15 protein-coding genes are annotated in these 16,375 nt (G+C 62.2%); 6 read left to right on the top strand and 9 right to left on the bottom strand.

Translation table 11 applies throughout. From position 1 onward, the window contains the following. Window positions 1–3 precede the first annotated feature (3 nt). The 4 genes from C1M53_RS21845 (at window position 4) to C1M53_RS21830 (ending at window position 2,945) form a co-directional block, all read left to right on the top strand. Window positions 4–1,056 (top strand): sulfate/molybdate ABC transporter ATP-binding protein, encoded by a 1,053-nt coding sequence (locus tag C1M53_RS21845; RefSeq protein ID WP_129414146.1) that lies wholly within the window; start codon window positions 4–6, stop codon window positions 1,054–1,056. A gap of 170 nt (window positions 1,057–1,226) precedes the next feature. Further along, window positions 1,227–2,213 (top strand): sulfate ABC transporter substrate-binding protein, encoded by a 987-nt coding sequence (locus C1M53_RS21840; RefSeq protein WP_129414145.1) that lies wholly within the window; start codon window positions 1,227–1,229, stop codon window positions 2,211–2,213. 16 nt (window positions 2,214–2,229) lie between these two features. Continuing rightward, window positions 2,230–2,487: a hypothetical protein gene (locus C1M53_RS21835; RefSeq protein WP_129414144.1), complete on the top strand. Its 258-nt coding sequence runs from the start codon at window positions 2,230–2,232 to the stop codon at window positions 2,485–2,487. Between the two features lie 5 nt (window positions 2,488–2,492). Further along, window positions 2,493–2,945 carry an Rrf2 family transcriptional regulator gene (locus C1M53_RS21830; RefSeq protein WP_129414143.1) on the top strand — a complete coding sequence of 151 codons (453 nt, stop codon included), beginning with the start codon at window positions 2,493–2,495 and terminating at the stop codon, window positions 2,943–2,945. Between the two features lie 29 nt (window positions 2,946–2,974). Here the strand turns inward: C1M53_RS21830 and C1M53_RS21825 are convergent, their stop codons facing one another. From C1M53_RS21825 to C1M53_RS21790, 8 genes are all read right to left on the bottom strand, one after another. Next, window positions 2,975–4,216 carry an MFS transporter gene (locus tag C1M53_RS21825; protein WP_129414142.1) on the bottom strand — a complete coding sequence of 414 codons (1,242 nt, stop codon included), beginning with the start codon at window positions 4,214–4,216 and terminating at the stop codon, window positions 2,975–2,977. Between the two features lie 102 nt (window positions 4,217–4,318). After that, complete coding sequence (locus tag C1M53_RS21820) at window positions 4,319–5,866, bottom strand: alkaline phosphatase family protein (protein WP_129414141.1); 1,548 nt, start codon at window positions 5,864–5,866, stop codon at window positions 4,319–4,321. A 10-nt stretch (window positions 5,867–5,876) separates the two neighbouring features. After that, complete coding sequence (locus C1M53_RS21815; protein WP_245488637.1) at window positions 5,877–6,581, bottom strand: FadR/GntR family transcriptional regulator; 705 nt, start codon at window positions 6,579–6,581, stop codon at window positions 5,877–5,879. 152 nt (window positions 6,582–6,733) lie between these two features. Further along, entirely contained in the window at window positions 6,734–7,672 is a 939-nt protein-coding gene (locus C1M53_RS21810) for a carbohydrate kinase family protein (protein WP_129414139.1), read from the bottom strand. Further along, window positions 7,662–8,690 (bottom strand): aminotransferase, encoded by a 1,029-nt coding sequence (locus C1M53_RS21805; RefSeq protein WP_129414138.1) that lies wholly within the window; start codon window positions 8,688–8,690, stop codon window positions 7,662–7,664. The genes C1M53_RS21810 and C1M53_RS21805 overlap by 11 nt, the downstream gene beginning before the upstream one ends. Window positions 8,691–8,700: 10 nt before the next feature. Then, the gene (locus C1M53_RS21800) at window positions 8,701–9,534 is read right to left on the bottom strand and encodes a carbohydrate ABC transporter permease (RefSeq protein ID WP_129414137.1); all 834 of its coding nucleotides are present in this window, start codon (window positions 9,532–9,534) and stop codon (window positions 8,701–8,703) included. Then, window positions 9,531–10,418, bottom strand: coding sequence for a sugar ABC transporter permease (locus tag C1M53_RS21795; protein WP_129414136.1), 888 nt, complete (start codon window positions 10,416–10,418; stop codon window positions 9,531–9,533). The genes C1M53_RS21800 and C1M53_RS21795 overlap by 4 nt, the downstream gene beginning before the upstream one ends. A gap of 34 nt (window positions 10,419–10,452) precedes the next feature. Then, complete coding sequence (locus C1M53_RS21790; protein WP_129414135.1) at window positions 10,453–11,700, bottom strand: extracellular solute-binding protein; 1,248 nt, start codon at window positions 11,698–11,700, stop codon at window positions 10,453–10,455. 138 nt (window positions 11,701–11,838) lie between these two features. Here C1M53_RS21790 and C1M53_RS21785 point away from each other — a divergent pair, with 138 nt between their 5' ends. Both C1M53_RS21785 and C1M53_RS21780 read left to right on the top strand, forming a co-directional pair. Further along, complete coding sequence (locus tag C1M53_RS21785) at window positions 11,839–13,044, top strand: ROK family transcriptional regulator (RefSeq protein WP_129414134.1); 1,206 nt, start codon at window positions 11,839–11,841, stop codon at window positions 13,042–13,044. A 137-nt stretch (window positions 13,045–13,181) separates the two neighbouring features. Beyond that, the gene (locus C1M53_RS21780) at window positions 13,182–14,108 is read left to right on the top strand and encodes a cyclase family protein (RefSeq protein ID WP_207213140.1); all 927 of its coding nucleotides are present in this window, start codon (window positions 13,182–13,184) and stop codon (window positions 14,106–14,108) included. 148 nt (window positions 14,109–14,256) lie between these two features. Here C1M53_RS21780 and C1M53_RS21775 read toward each other — a convergent pair whose 3' ends face one another. Further along, entirely contained in the window at window positions 14,257–16,281 is a 2,025-nt protein-coding gene (locus C1M53_RS21775; protein ID WP_129414132.1) for a beta-N-acetylhexosaminidase, read from the bottom strand. Window positions 16,282–16,375: the final 94 nt, after the last annotated feature.

The following is a 16,375-nucleotide window of genomic DNA, read 5'->3' as shown; positions in this document are numbered from 1 at the left end:
TGGATGGAAGTTCGCGTTGCCAATGTACGCAAGGAATTCGATCGGTTTCCGGCGCTTCGGGATGTCTCTCTCGACATTCGCTCGGGCGAGCTGATCGCTCTGCTTGGACCTTCCGGCTCGGGCAAGACCACGTTGCTCAGGCTGATCGCAGGATTGGAGCGGCCGACAGCCGGCAAGATCTTCTTCGGCGACGAAGATGCGTCGAGCAAGACCATCCAGGAGCGCAATGTCGGCTTCGTCTTCCAGCACTACGCGCTGTTCCGGCATATGACGGTGGCCGACAATATCGGCTTCGGCCTCAAGGTCCGCCCCGGCGCCACGCGCCCGTCGAAGGAAGAGATCCGCGGCCGTGCTTCGGAATTGCTCAACCTCGTCCAGCTTTCCGGGCTGGAGAAGCGGTATCCCGCGCAGCTCTCAGGCGGTCAGCGCCAGCGTGTCGCGCTTGCCCGTGCCATGGCGATCGAGCCGAAGGTGCTTCTGCTCGACGAGCCTTTCGGTGCGCTTGATGCACAGGTCCGCCGTGAGCTGCGTCGCTGGCTGCGCGAGATCCACGACACCACCGGTCACACCACCGTCTTCGTCACCCACGACCAGGAAGAAGCGCTGGAGCTCGCTGACCGCGTCGTCGTGATGAGCCAGGGCCAGATCGAGCAGATCGGAACCGCCGACGAAGTCTACGACACGCCGAATTCGCCCTTCGTCTTCGGCTTCATCGGCGAATCGAGCTCGCTGCCTGTCAGGATCACCGACGGCCAGGTCTGGATCGCTGATCGGCCGATCGGACTGTCGGCACCGAACCATCCGCCCGGCGATGCCCTGCTCTATTTCCGCCCGCACGACATCGAGCTGCTCGATGGTTGCAGCGGCTGCATCGCCGGCACGGTCGTTGCCAGCCGCCGCGTCGCCGGTACGCGCCGCGTCGAACTGGAGATCGGCGGCGAACGCCAACGCGTCGAGATCGAACTGCCTGTCGACCATATCGCGACCCAGAAAAGCCGCATCGCTTTCCGGCCAAGCCGTTGGAAGCTGTTTCCGGTTAAGGGCGCCGGAAACTAGGAGCGCGCGAGCGTTACGTCGACAAAGAAGAAAAACCATTCTGAAATCACCAATCTTCAGGATGGTTTTTCTAATCCTATTGAAGGCTACAGACCGGCATTCCTCGTCTTTGTGGTATCAGGTTCTAATGTACGGACTTCCGCAGTAAATTTTTCCAACGGAGTCCTTTCATGAAACGCCTTTTGCTCGCCGGTGTTGCGCTGGCTGGCCTGATCCTCGCAGCAGTGCCCGCCTCTGCCGCCGAGAAACTGCTCAACGCTTCCTATGACGTCGGCCGCGAACTGTTCGTGCAGGTCAACAAGGCTTTCATCGAGAAGCATCCGGGTGTGACCATCGACCAGTCGCATGCCGGCACCTCCAAGCTGGCCCGTTCTATCGTCGAGGGCCTTGGCGCGGACGTGGTGACCTTCAACCAGGTTCCGGATGTCGACTTCCTGGTCAAGCAGGGTTTTGTCTCGGCGGACTGGCAGAAGGATTTTGCCAACAACGCCTCGCCCTTCTATTCCCTGCCCTCCTTCCTGGTGAGAGCCGGCAATCCAAAGAACATCAAGGACTGGGATGATCTCGCCCGCGACGGCGTCCAGGTGATCTTCCCCAATCCGAAGACTTCCGGCAATGCGCGCTATACCTATCTGGCAGCGACCGCCTATGCGAATGAGAAGTTCAAGGGCGACGCAACCCAGGTCAAGGAGTTCGTCTCCAAGATCTTCAACAACGTGCCGGTGTTCGATACCGGCGGCCGCGCTGCAACCACCACCTTTGCAGAACGTGGCATCGGCGACGTGCTGATAACCTTCGAATCCGAGACACAGGGCATCGCTCGCGAATACGGCACCGACAAATATCAGCAGATCGTCCCGTCGGTCAGTCTGCTGGCCGAATTCCCGGTCGCAATCGTCGACAAGGTTGCCGATGAGCATGGCACCCGCGAGCTCGCCAAGACCTATCTCGACTTCCTCTACACCCCGGAAGGCCAGAAGATCGAGGCGGAGAACGGCCTGCGTGTGCGCGACGAAAAGGTCGCTGCCGAATTCAAGGACAAGTTCCCCGAAGTTCGGCTTGTCACGGTCGAAGACGCATTCGGTGGTTGGGAAAAAGTCCAGAAGGATCACTTCGGCGAGGGTGCGCTGCTGGACGAGATCTACGGCAACCGCTGACCCAGGCTGGTTCAATTTGAACCCGTTTCTCCGGGCAGACAATCGAGAAGAAGCCGGCGCAAGCCGGCTTTTTCATTTCTGCGAAGACAACAGTGCCATTTTTGTAGCACAAAGCCTTCGCGTTTCGAAAACGCACGAAAAATCAACGCTCTTTTTATTGTATATCGACAAACTGGACTCTATTCTCTCTTCGTGCGTCCTGGCCGACCGTTTTGCCATGATTTGCGCACAAACAGCCGGCAAACGGCTGACGGGATTGCGGCTCAGGCAGTGACAGGCATGCTCACCAAAAAAGGCAAGTACGGGCTCAAGGCCCTTGTGCATCTGTCGCGGATGCCGGCCGGACAGCTGGCCTTCGTCAACGACATCGCCGTCGCCAACAACATCCCGAAGAAGTTCCTCGACGCCATCCTTGGTGAATTGCGCAATGCCGGTTTCGTGCAGAGCCGCAAGGGCAAGGACGGTGGCTATCGCCTCGCCCGTCCGGCGGCCGAGATCAAGATCGGCCACGTCGTGCGTGTGCTCGACGGCCCGCTGGCGCCGATTCCTTGCGCCAGCCGCACGCAGTACCAGCGCTGCGAGGACTGCAACGAGGAAACCTGCGAAGTCCGCCATATGATGCTCGAAGTGCGCCAGGCGATCGCCGACGTGCTCGACAACCGCAGCCTGGCGGCGATGCGCGACGCCGATAACGACGATTATCCGCTGGAGCTGTCTTCCCAATCGAACTGACCGCGAAACGCGGTCGGCTGTCTTGTTGGTTACGCGGTTGCGGGCCGAGACCGCCCTACCCGCCACAGGACCAGCACCATCACGGCCAGGTTCACCACATTCCAGGCGATGCCGTTGAGGAATGCGGCAGCGTAAGAACCGGTAAGATCGTAGATCCAGCCCGAACTCCATCCCCCCACGGCCATGCCGATGATGGTCGCCATGATGACCAGGCCGACGCGCTGTCCAGCCTCGGCCGCGGGCATGTATTCACGCACGATGATCGCGTAGCAGGGCACGATGCCGCCCTGGGAAAGGCCGAACACCAGCGAGACGATGTAAAGCGACGCCAGCCCGTCGAAGGGAATGTAGAACAACAGCGACAGGCACTGCAGCGCCGAGCCGATCAAAAGCGTCTTGATGCCGCCGATCCGGTCGGCAACGAAGCCGGACACCAGCCGGCTGACAACGCCGCCGGCAAGCATGAGCGACAGCATCTCGGCACCGCGCGCCACGCCGTAACCAAGGTCCATGCAGTAAGCGACGATATGCACCTGCGGCATCGCCATCGCCATGCAACAACCGAAACCGGCGATGATCAGCAGGCCTTGCAGGGTTGCAGGTGACAGTGCGATCGGCTGCACACGACGGGATGTCGAGGAAGGTGAGGTCACGAAAGCTTCACGCGGTGCGGGTTGCCGCATCATCAGCACCAGCGGGATCATGGTGACGAGGCAGAAGATACCTATGACCAGATAGGTGAAGCGCCATCCCTCGGCAGCGATCAGCAGCGGCATCACCACGGGCCATAAAGCGCCAGCCAGGTAGTTGCCACAGGCGGCGGCTGCGACCGCGACACCGCGGCGACGGTTGAACCAGTGTGAAATGTCGGCCACCAGCGGCCCGAAGATCGCAGCGGTGCCGAAGCCGACGAGAATTCCCTGCGCCAGCGTGAACTGCAGGATCGAACCGGCGAAAGATGCCAGGATCATGCCCGCGGCGAGTGTCAGCGACGACAACAGCGCTGGCATCCAGTAGCCCACGCGGTCGACCGCGCGCCCGACCAGCACGTTGCCGGCGGCAAAGCCGATCATCGTGGCTGTATAAGGCAACGACGCATCGGCACGGTCGACGCCGAACTCGGCCTGTACGGCGGGCAGCACGACAACCACCGCCCACATACCGACAGCACCAATCGTGCCCAGCACAACGGAAACGGCAAGCCTCAGCCAGGCCTCGCGGCCATCAATGACGGAGACTTTGCTCCCCGACGGGATGGGATGCTGGTTCATGTCGGGATGCGGGCTCCACTTTCGGCACCCCACCCTTACCTTTCCAGGTCCCGCAGCCGGCAGCACCAAGCTGGATCAAAATTTAAGACCAGCTTGATTGCCTCAAGGCCGTGACACCACGCCGGCCTGCGTGATCATCATGTTGGTCAGGGTGCGCTCGGCATGAGTCAGCCGCCAGTCGAGCATCCTCTGAGCATAGTGCAGCACCGTCGGCGTCATGTCCGGCCGCTCGGCCAGATTGGTCGTCTCGTCCGGGTCCTCTACGAGATCGAACAGCAGCGGCGGCAAAGCAGCGAAATGCACATATTTGAAGCGGTCGTCGCGGATGACCGCATAGCTGCATTGATCGGACGTGATGCCGAGCGTCACCTCAGCCTTCTGCGTCGCCACGGTGCGGAAATCATGTTCGAAGAAGATCGCGTTCCGCCAGTCGGCGGGTGTGTCACCGCGCAGCAGCGGCAACAGCGAGCGGCCATCGCAGGCGCGCGGCTTCTCGAGCCCGAGCCAGTCGAGGACGGTCGGCATCACGTCGACAGCCTCGGTGAAGACCTCCACGGTCGTGCCGCGCGCAGCATCGGCGTCGGCGCACGGATCGCGGATCACCAGCGGCAGATGGAAAGCGCCGTCGAAATAGACCTCCTTGCCCCAGGCATGATGCTCACCAAGCATTTCGGCGTGGTCGCTGGTGACGATGATCAGCGTACGGTCATATTCGCCGGTTCGCTTCAGATGCTCGATGATACGGCCAAGGTGATGATCGACTTCGGCGATCAACCCGTAATAGGTCGCCCGCATCTGCCGGATTTCCAATTCGCTGGCCGAAACCGGATCAAACGGGCTGTGCTCGTCATAGCCACCCGGGACACTTATCCGATCCAGCTCATAGGCAAGCATCGGATGCTGCCTTTTTTCCTCGGCAAGACTTGCGGCGCGCGCCGGCAAGCTCACAGCTGCGGGATCGACCAAGGCATTGTAGGGCTCCGGCGCGATCAGCGGCGGATGCGGCCGCAGAAACACGAAATGCGCGAACCACGGGCTGTCGCGCCGGACCGAAAGCCATTTCAGGAACGCGTCGGTCAGGAATGCAGCTTCGCTGTGCTCGGCCGGATAGACCGTCGGAATGTAGCGGAAGCCACGATCGTCAGGTTTTTCGAAACCGGACTTGGGACGGAAGACATCAGCCCGGCCGCCGGGCAGGTCGTAACCCTTGGCGAGAAGGTCCGCGATCCATTCTTCCATTTCGTCAGGCAGATGCAGCGCCGCCTCGAATCCCGGCATCACGCTTTCATAGGTCTTGAGTGACGGATCATTGGCGTCGAGATCGCGTGGATCAGCACTGGTGTCGGTGTAACCGAACAAGGCTGGCCGATAACCGGCCTTGCGCGCCTCCAGCGCGATGTTGGTGTGGCGCGCATCGAGCGGCGTACCGTTGCGGCCGGAGCGATGGTTCATCAGATAGAGCCCGGTCAGCAGGCTGGTGCGCGAAGGCCCGCATGGCGTGCATTGCCCGAAATGCTTGCGAAACAGCATCCCGTCCGCCGCCAGTGCATCGAGGTTCGGCGTGCGCACATTGGGATGGCCAAGTGCCGACAGGCAGTCGCCGCGCCACTGGTCGGCGCAGATAAGAAGCACATTCGGGCGTTGCGTCATGTTACGGGGCTCATTCAGGTTCGCGCCCCACCACCTTGTCGGTGTTGGCAAGCAGCTTGCGCACGGCGGCGCGCGCTGCATCGGGACGCTGCAGGCGGATGTTCTTCTCGACCAGTTCGTGCAGCTTCTGGGCGGTCTCGAGATCGTCGCCCTCACGCGTCACATGCACGAACAAATGGTCGAAAGCCTGTTCGATCAAGACACCAAGCGGTACCAGCAGATCGTTGCCGGACGCGCGCAGAATGGCGAGGTGAAAGCGTGTGTCGGCGCGCGTGCGTTCTTCCAGGGTTGGAGCATTGTTCATGTCGCGGCAGGCGCGGGAAATCTCCTCCATCTGCTCTTCCGTCCTGCGCATGGCGGCGAACGCCGTGGCTTCCGGCTCGATCAGGTGACGGAACTCCTGCACGGTACGCAGGAAAGCGCCACGGTCAGGCGACGTGGCGTACCAGCCCAGCACATCCCGGTCGAGCAGGTTCCAGCGTTCGCGCGGCTCGACCCGGCTGCCGACTTTGGGGCGGGACGCAAGCAGGCTCTTGGCCATCAGCATCTTGATCGCCTCGCGCACGGCAGAACGGCTGACGTTGAAGGTTTCTGCCCATTTCGTTTCGTTGGGCAGGATGGTGCCGGGCGGATAGTCGCCACGTACGATGGCAAGGCCGATCTCGTTGGCGACATGTGCGTGCACGCTGGAGCCGGCCCGGCGAACCGCAGGCATCGGCTTTTCGGCACCGTTGTCGCTTTTTGCCTTCCCCTTGGCCGCGCGCATGCTTTTCCTTGTCGGCACCAGGCCAACAAGCGGGCCCGTATCACCTGCCCAACAAGTCTGGGCTCGGCCGGCATGTCAAGGCGTCAGGGCCGAGAAGAATTTCAGCGCAGTGCCACGTCCAGCGAAACGTAACGCCGCGGCGAGGAAGCGATCGCCGCCGAAGCCACAGCGACGCCGGCGCGCAGCGCATCCTCCAGCGTAGCGCCATCCAGCAGAGCGCCGAGATAACCGGCGTTGAAGGTGTCGCCGGCGCCGGTGGTGTCGATCACCGCGACGGCAGGCGCCGGCACATGTGTGACCTCCCCGTCGCGCCAGGCGGAAGCGCCGTCGCCGCCGCGTTTGATAACAACAATGGCACCGGGTTTGGCACGCTTCGCGAGCCACATGGCCGCCGCTTCCACAGTCTGTTCACCAGACAATGAAAGGCTTTCGATTTCGTTCAGCAGCACATGATCGCAATGCGCAAGACAGGCAACGGTGGACGCCTTGATCGTATCGGTCCAGCCGTCCGAGGGCCAGCCGGTATCGAGGGCAACTGCAAAACCGCGCGCCGAGACGGTGGCCAGCATCGCTTCGAAGACCTCGATCAGGTCGAGATAAAGAAAGGAGCCGGTCAGCAGCGCAATGTCACCGGCAGTTGCTTCCTCCGGCAACATGGCCAGCATGCTCTCCGGGGTCTGTACGGCAAGGTTGCCTGCCGTGGTGAGAAACGATCGCTCGCCACCCGGATGCTCGACACCGACCGACAGCGCGGTCGGTGTCGCCACCTGGGGCCAGGTGCGGGCAACCTCGCCGAATGTCTCGATCAGCCAGGCGCCGAACATGTCATTGCCGACGTTGCAGACGATGTGGTGTGGTATGCCCAGCGCCTTGAGTGCCAGTCCCGTGTTCCCCGCCGGCCCGCCTGCACGCAATTCCGAATGATCTACGAAGGTCTCGGTTCCGGGACGCGGCCAGGGCGTCACCGGCCCCATGATCAGATCGACCATGACGCCGCCGATAACGTGGATGGATGGCCGGTGCGGGCGTTCATGCTTCATGGTCAATTCCGGTTATTTTCGTCGAGCGCACCGGTTCGCCAACTCCCGCTACCTTGCGGCTGGAAACGGCAATGATGAGCTTTTGCAAGGCAGGCAGCATCGCGGCGACCGCAGACAGCCCCTCGTTGCTTGAAAATGCGACGGTCACCGCGCCTTCGATCGGCGCTTCACCACTGCAATCGAAGATCACCGGCACGGTCCCAGCACCAAGTGCTGCCCTGGCGAGCGTCGCCGTACCGGCGCCAAGCGCGCCAGGCCCACGCAGGAGGAGCACGCCCAGATCGGGCGCCAGTGCCTCGAGCGGGCCGTGACGGAACTGGCCAAATTCGAAACCGAACGCCGGAATACGGGCCAGTTCCATCAGCATCAGACCATTGGCTTCCGCAAGTCCCCGCAGTTCGCCCCGCCCGGCGATGATGACCGAATTTTTCTGTGCCAGCGCCTCAACGGCTTCTTCCAATGCGGACTGACGCGATGCGGCAAGGGTGGCCGCGAAGCTGCCGATTTCACCACCTGCTGCCGCCAGGACTGCCGCATGCAGGGCCAGCGTGATGGTGAGGCTGCGTGTCGCCGCGAACGCGACTTCCTGGCCGCCGACGCCGACGAGGCATCGCAAGCTGAGCCCAAGTGTGCTCTGCGGTGCCAGCGTCATCCCAAAAAGGTCGGCGCCAGGAGGCAGCAGATCCAGCAACTGCAGGATTTCCCCGGATTCGCCGGATTGCGAAACCAGTACGAGCGTACGGGCCTGCGCCGGTAGATCCTGCAGCAGAACATCGCCAGCGGTCTCAGCCCGACAATCAACACCAAGCCGGCGCCAGGACGTTTCAGCCATGCGGTTGGCATAGTGCGAAGCGCCCATGCCGATCAGAACCAGCCGACCAGTGCGCATGATGCTGGCAGCCAGTTCAGCTGCCATTGCTTCATTCCCCGTCAACGAGGCGATCGCGTCCGCGCCCTGCCGCGCCATCTCGGCCTGCAGCAATGCAAGCCCCTTGCCGCTTGTCGTCTCCGTCGCCATGGTCAGCCTTTCACACTGCCGCCGAGAGACCGGAAAGCAGCGATTTCTGCAGGAAGAAGCCGATCAGCACCGGCGGCAACGCCGCCAGCAGTCCGACTGCCGAGATCAGCCCGTAGTCGGTAGCGCGACCCGCAGCAAAGTCGGCGATCGCCACCGGCAGGGTCTTGGCACGCGTATCGCTGGTGTAGAGCAGCGCATAGAAGAACTCGTCCCAGGCAAGCAACAGCGCGAAAAGCGCGGCAGCACCTGCCGAGGCGGCTGCGACCGGCAGCGTTATGCGGGTCAGGATCTGGAACAGGTTTGCCCCGTCGATCGACGCGGCCTGTTCGATCTCCACCGGCACGCTGTCGAAGCCCGATTTCATCAGCCAGGTCACGAAGGGCAGAAGGATGGTGCAGTAAACGATGATCAGCGAAGTGACGTTGTTGAGCAGGCCGAGCGCCGAAAACACCTTGTAGAGCGGCAGGATCAGCGCCACCGGCGGCATCATGTAGGTGACGATCACCGCATAGAGCAGCGGCATCCGGTCGGGAAACCGCGAAAACGAGTAGGCGGCGGGAATGCCCGCTGCGAGTGCTATCGCCGTGGCACTGACGGCCACGATTACGGAATTGCGCAGCGCCGAAAGGAAGGCGAGCCCCGCGGACCCCTCCTCCAGTGAGAACAGCCGCGCATAGCGCGAGAAATCCGGTTGTTCTGGAATCCAGCGCAGCGGGATCGTGGTGAGGTCGTTGGCGTCCGAAATGCTCATGATGAACAGCCAGGCGACCGGCGCCAGAATGGAAGCGACGAACACCGCTACGGCGGCATAGACCAGGATGGTGGCGGTCAGGCTGCGTCTCATAAGCGTTTCTCCCGCCGCACCAGCATGACGACGTAGATCGAAATCATCAGCGCGCTCATCGCGGTTACAGTCAGTGCATAGGCGGCACCGCTGCCGGCGCGCAGATAGGTGAAGGACTCCTGGTAGACAAAAAAGGACACCGTCTTGGTGGAATCGGCTGGCCCGCCACGCGTCATGACATAGAAGATGTCGAAGACCTTGAAGGCTTCGATGGCGCGCAACACCATGGCAACGCTGAGCGAGCCCATGATGCCCGGCAGCGTGATCTTCCAGAACCGCGTCCAGGCATTCGCCCCATCCATGATCGCGGCTTCGTAGAGGTCCTTCGGTACAGTCTGCAGACCCGCCAGCGCGATCAGAGCGATCAGCGGATAGTTCTTCCAGATGTCGGCGAGGATGACCATGTTCATCGCCGTTGCAGGGTCGCCCAGCCAGGAGCGATAGGCATCGAGCAGGCCGACCTGGGTCAGCAATGCATTCAGGCTGCCATATTCGGGATTGTAGATGAGACGCCACATCACCGCATTGACGATGGTGGGCAGTGCCCAGGGCAGGATCAGCAGCGCCCGCACCACGGCGCGGCCCTTGAACTCCTGATTGAGCAGCAGTGCAACCAGCACGCCGAGCACCACTTCGGCCGAAACCGACAGCACGGTGAAATAGGCGGTGCGGCCGACGGCAGCGCGAAAGTCGCTGTCATCGAGAATGTAGGCGAAGTTCTCCAGCCCGACCCATTGCCATACATAGCCCTGGCCGGTGAGGCTGGCGTCCGTAAACGCCAGCCACAGGGTGTTGAGGAGCGGAAACGCCGTCACCAGCACCATGATCGCAATCATGGGCGCCAGCAAAAGCCAAGCCGTACGGTCCTGTTGGGCTGGGGCCATGACGGCTGTGCTCTCCCCTCGAAGCGCCGGCGGCCTAGCGCAGCCGTCCGGCGGCCTTGGTCGCCGCCTTCATGGCGTCGTCCGTCGAAGCCTGCCCGAGCAGCACCTGCTGGATGTTCTTCTGCAGAATCGACGACAGTTCCGGATAGGATGGTGTCATCGGACGGGCGAACATCACGCCGAGCGAGACCTTGGCAGCGTCGATCAGCTTTTCCTGCCCCTTGGTCACCGCCGGATCCTCATAGGACGATTTCCAGATCGGCAGGCTGAGCTTGGCGTATTTGTTCTGGGTTTCCTGCGAGGTCATGAAGGTGATGAACTTCCAGGCCTCGTCGGGATGCTTGGAACCGGCGGAGATGCCCAGCCCCATCGAGCCGTTGATGGCGGAGGCTTCGGCCTTGCCCTTGAAGCCTGGGGCCGGAACGATGCCGACCTTGCCGGCGATCTTGCTCTCCTTCGGGTCGTTGGCCATGTTGAACATGTAGGTCCAGTTCATCGCGAACGCGGCTTCGCCTGCCGAGAACACCTTGCGCACGTCCTCTTCCAGATACTCGCGCGAGTTCGGGTTGGTGACGCCGTCATCGAGCGTCTTTTTCATGTAGTTGACGGCTTCGACCGAACCGCCCGTGTCGAAGGACAGCTTGCCATCCTGGGTGAAAGAACCCTTGGCGCCGCCCACCATCGACGTGTAGTCGCAGATCAGCGCCTCGGCCTGGCTCCAGCTCCATACGATCGGATATTTGGCGATGCCCTTGTCCTTGATGATCTTGGCCTGTTCGGCCAGTTCCTCGAAGGTCTTGGGCGGAGCAGAAATACCCGCCTGCTTCAGCATATCCTCGTTATAGAACAGATACTTGGTGTCGAGGATCCAGGGCATGCCCCAGATCTTGCCGTCATAGTCCACCGTGGTCCACGCACCGTCGAACACCTTGTCCCGATCGCCTTTGGGGACGCGGGCAGTGACATCCTGCAGGAAGCCCTTGGTGGCGAATTCCGGCGGCCAGATCACGTCGAACAGGACAACGTCGTAACCAGAAGAGCCGGCGCCCTGAGCCGCCACGATCTTGTCGTGCAGCGCCTCGTAAGGCACGAACTCCAGATTGACCTTGAGGCCTGGATTGGCTCCCTCGAATGCCTTGGCCATGGCCTTGGTATCGTCCTCGCTGTAGGCGGCCTGCTTCATGAAAATAGCGTTCAGCGTCACGTCCTCGGCGAAAGCCGGAAGCGACTGATGGATCAGCAGCACAAGCCCGCAGGCTGCGCCCTTGAAGAAGCTGTTCATTGATTCCTCCCGATTGGCAGCTGCCCGGCCTGTGTGGCCTCGACAGCCACGCAAACTAGACCATGTGAAATTAATTAAATCAAGTTGATTGGCTTATATTTTCCTTCATAATCGACGGAACTCGCGTAGAGAGTTCACATGACCCTCAGAAGACCCGTCGCAGGCACCAATCTCGAACAGGCCAAGTCGCACAACCGCCGTGTCGTCATCGAGGCGATCAGGACGAACGGCGCGCTCTCGCGTGCCCAGATCGCACGGCTTACCGCCCTGAGTTCCCAGACGATTTCCAACATCGTCGACGAATTGGAACGGGCAGGCCTCCTGCGCGCAGAGGCGACGCAGAAAGGCGCACGCGGACAGCCGGCGGTGCCTTATTCGATCGACCCCAACGGAGGCTATTCGATCGGCCTGCAGCTCGACCATCAGACCGCTGTCGGCGTCGTCACCGACCTGTCCGGCACGCTGCGCGCACGCGTCGAGCGCAAAGTTGACAGACCGACGCCGGCAGAAGCGATGCCCTTGCTTTCGGCGATGACCGACGAACTCGTGCGCTCCTTCCGTTTCGACCGCAGCCGGCTGCTCGGCATCGGCATGGCGATGCCTGGCCCCTTCGATGTCGAGGGCATGACCTCGGTCGGCCCAACTGCCCTGCCCGGCTGGCAGGATTTTCCGGTGGCAGCCGAACTGGAACGCCTGACTGGCCTGCCTGTGACCTTCGAAAATGACGCCACTGCCGCTGCCATCGGCGAACGCCTCTACGGCGTTGCCAGGAACCTCGCCAGCTTCGTCTATCTCTTCATCGGCACGGGCCTCGGCGCCGGTCTTTTCCTCGACGGCCATCTCTACAAGGGCAGCCGTCACAACGCCGGCGAGATCGGTCACATGATCGTCAAGCCGGACGGACTCGCCTGCTTCTGCGGCAAGCATGGCTGCCTGGAACGCTATGTCTCGCTGCGCGCCGCCTATGATTGCCTGGAAATGCCGGACCCGGACCACGCTTCACCCGACAGGCTGGACGAGTTGCTGGCCGCCGGTGACGAGCGCCTGCTAGCCTGGGCCGACCAGGCGGCAGCGCCGCTGAGGCAGGCCATCGATGTCCTCGAGCTCGCCTTCGATCCGGAGACCGTGGTATTGGGCGGCTTCATGCCGCTTGCCGTCATCGAACTGCTGGCGGGGCGGCTGGAGCCGCTGCATCTGTCGGTTTCCTCGACCCGTGCACGCACGGTGCCCCGCGTCCTGATCGGTGCGGCAGGCAAGGACACCTCTGTGCTCGGCGCCGCGGCGCTGCCCATCTTCTCCGAGACCAACCCCCAGTTCGACGTCTTGCAGAAGCCGCTCGATTGAGGCCGACCGCATAAGGCTGCGACGGCACCAGCAATTTTGCGCGACGCCAAGCCAATGCGCAATTGTCATGCTTGCCGTCCCGGCAGGATTGCATGATCGTTGCCTCGTCAAACCGACAGGAGAGGATCATGAAGGCAATGAGCTTTGTGCGGCTCGCCGCGCTTGGCGCCGTGCTCGCCGCAAGCAGCGCCGCATCGGCGGAAGAACCGGCATTCTGGAAATTCTACGAACAATCCCTGAAGTCTGCGAAATACATCGACCTCACCCATGCTTTCGCGCCGGTGCAGCCGGTCTGGCCGGGCTTCGGCCCCGCCAAATTCAAGCCGGCCGTGGCCGGCGCCGACATCGAAGGTTACGTCAAAAAAGGTGAGGAGTTCACCTATGAGAAGCATGGCTTCGTTGCCAGCGCCTATGACCTGACCACCGACCAGTACGGCACCCAACTCGATCCGCCTTCACACTGGAATCCCAAGGGCGCCACCATCAGCGACCTGCCGCCGACATTCGCTGTGAGGCCGCTGGTGGTGATCGACATCAGCGGGAAGGCAAAGACCGACGAGGGGTATCACCTCAAAGTTGCCGACATCGAGGAATGGGAGAAGAAGCACGGCCGCATCCCGGAGGGTTCGGTCGTGTTCGTGCGCTCTGACTGGTACAAGAAATGGAATGAGCCGGAACGCTTTGCCAAGGCGCCATTTCCAGGGGTGAGTCTCGACGCGCTCAAATTCCTGCATCTGGAGCGCAAGATCCTGTTTCATGGCCACGAGCCGCTCGACACCGACACCACGCCGACCCTCGAGGGCGAATATTGGCTCATGCACAACAATTTCGTGCAGGCCGAAGGCGTGGCCAATCTCGACAAGGTCCCCGAGGCCGGTGCACTGGTGACGATCGGCTTTGCCAAGCCGCAGGGCGGCTCGGGTGGCTACGCGCGTTATGTCGCGATCGCTCCGGCAGACTGGCCGCAGGGTGTTTCCATCAACGATGCCCCCGGAGCCCCGCTTCCCGAGCAGAGTGCCCCGCTGAAACGCGACAAGGATGGCGTTTTCCGGCCGACACCATAACAATCATGGCGCGGAGGCCTCCATCCGTGACGAGAGCATTCGCCAAGTGGAATCACTTGGCGTTACAAGAATGCGACGAAAACAAAAACTTGGGGTGTTTCCGCGTTTCAGTGAAAAACGGAAACGCTCCAGGATGGAGGCCGGTGCCTCACGCCGCGGCTGTGATGCCGTAGAGGATAGGCATCAGGCCGGCGAGCGCCTTGAAGCGCTCCCATGATTTGCGTTCCGGCCTGGTCCAGCCCGTCTCCGCCAAGGCGGAGATGCGCGGAAACACCAGACGGTCGAATACGCCGCGGTCTGTCATCGGCTCGGACCAGATGCAGGATTGTATGCCGAGGAAGTGCTTCTTCTGCTGCTCGGTCCATCCCTCGACCGGGTCGAACTCATAGAGCGTCTGTGGTTCCGACCAACCGGCCCAGGCGGCACCCGGCTCTGACCAGGCAGGACTGTTGGCCATGTCGAGATAATAGACCTGTCCCGGGCAGACGACGATATCGTAGCCGCGCCCGGCAAGTGCTGCCGACACCTCGACAGAACGCCAGCCATTCAGGAAGCTCTTCTCCTTGTCGATGATATCGCCATGCGCGGCTTCTTCCCAGCCGCCGGTGATGCAACCGCGCAAGGCCAGGAATTTCTGAATGCGCGCAAGGAACTGCGCCTGCAGCACGGCAGCGCCTGAACCGTCGATTTCGTCGGCGCCATGATGATTGGTGACGACGTTCAGGCGCTTGGCATGTGCGGCTGCAACGTCGGTACCGGCGAGTTCGGCAAGTCTTGCCAGTGCTTCGGGCGAACCGGACCAAGCCCCGATCGGCACCTCATCGGCACCGACATGGATGCGCTTGTAAGGGAACAGCTCGATCACCTCGTCGAGGATGGTCTCGAGAACCCTGTAGGTTTCCTCGCGAGCCGGGTTGAGGCAGTTGTTGGGGAAACCCTGCACCGAATAATAATCACCGTGCTCGGCCGGATCGCGCAGTTCGGGGATCGCCAGCAGCATCGCATAGCAATGGCCGGGAACGTCGATTTCCGGGATCACCTGGATACCGACACGACCCGCCAGCGCAACGATCTCGCGCACCGAAGCCTTGCTGTAATAGCCGCCGGCCCGCTCGGGCCCAGAACCCAGCAACGGCGGCAACGGCAGGCCGTGACCGCGCCAGGCGCCGATGCGGGTCAGTTCCGGATAGGCATCGATCTCCAGGCGCCAGGCTTCATCATCGGACAGATGCCAGTGGAAGCGGTTGAGCTTGTTCCACGCCAGTATCTTGAGGAAACGGCTGACCTCGGCTGTGCCATAGAATTGGCGCGCCACGTCGAGATGTGTGCCACGCCAGCCAAGCGACGGCTCGTCCTTGATCTCGCCTTCCAGCGGGAACAGGAATGTCTCGGGATGATGGCGCGCCCCGCGCAGGATCTGGCCCAGCGTAATCAGTCCGTAGAGCAGGCCGGTGCGTGTCGCTGCCGAGATCATCACGCGACCGCCGGCAAAACGGATGACATAGGCTTCCGGGGCGAAATCGTCGGCCAGGGCCAGAGATACCGGCAGACCGCCCTCGCCTTCCGGTCGCACGATCCCCTCCACCGGAAACAGCCCTTCGACCAATTCGGCAAAGGCGGATGCCGCTGCCGTGGCTTCCTCGCCCTTGGCCTCGATCGCCAGGCCTTGTGGCACGGCGACGCGGCCGGATACGGACACGCTGTTCGGCCATGGCACGATCGACACCGGCACCGGCGCCACATGCGGCACGGGATAGATTTCGGCGCCGCGCTTCAGCGGTGCGTTGTCGCCCTTGGCCTGGGTCGGAGCGACGGAAACCGGTACTGTTGTCCCATCGGCCAATGCGACATAGGCGGTGTTGGCGCCATCGGTCCAGTGGCGCAGCGGATAGGACAGTCCACGCGCTGTCACCGTCCATGACGCTCCGGATTCCAGCACGAAGCCTTCCGGCGGTGACAGTTCGGAATGGTTGGAGAGACGTGCGGTCAGGACGCCCCCCTCGACTGCCGCTGCGGGATCGATACGGGCAGGACCGCTCACGCACAGCTTGAAGCCGGAAACCGGCTTTGCCGAGAGATTGGTCAGTGTCAGCGAATAGGCCAAGCTCTCGCCGCCAACGGCGGGGGTCCAATGGGTCTGCAGGCGGAAGGCTGATTTCGGCTGTATGGTCATGTCAAACTTTCAGTCTCGCAAACGTTGCACTGGAGGTCTCAGGCGCTTCCGCCCAGCTCGGAGAGTGGCGGAAGTCCAGCATCGCGCTCTGCCC

The sequence above is a fragment of the Mesorhizobium sp. Pch-S genome (genome assembly GCF_004136315.1).
In the GTDB taxonomy this organism is placed as follows: Bacteria; Pseudomonadota; Alphaproteobacteria; order Rhizobiales; family Rhizobiaceae; genus Mesorhizobium.
This window is presented reverse-complemented; position numbering and strand designations above follow the sequence as displayed.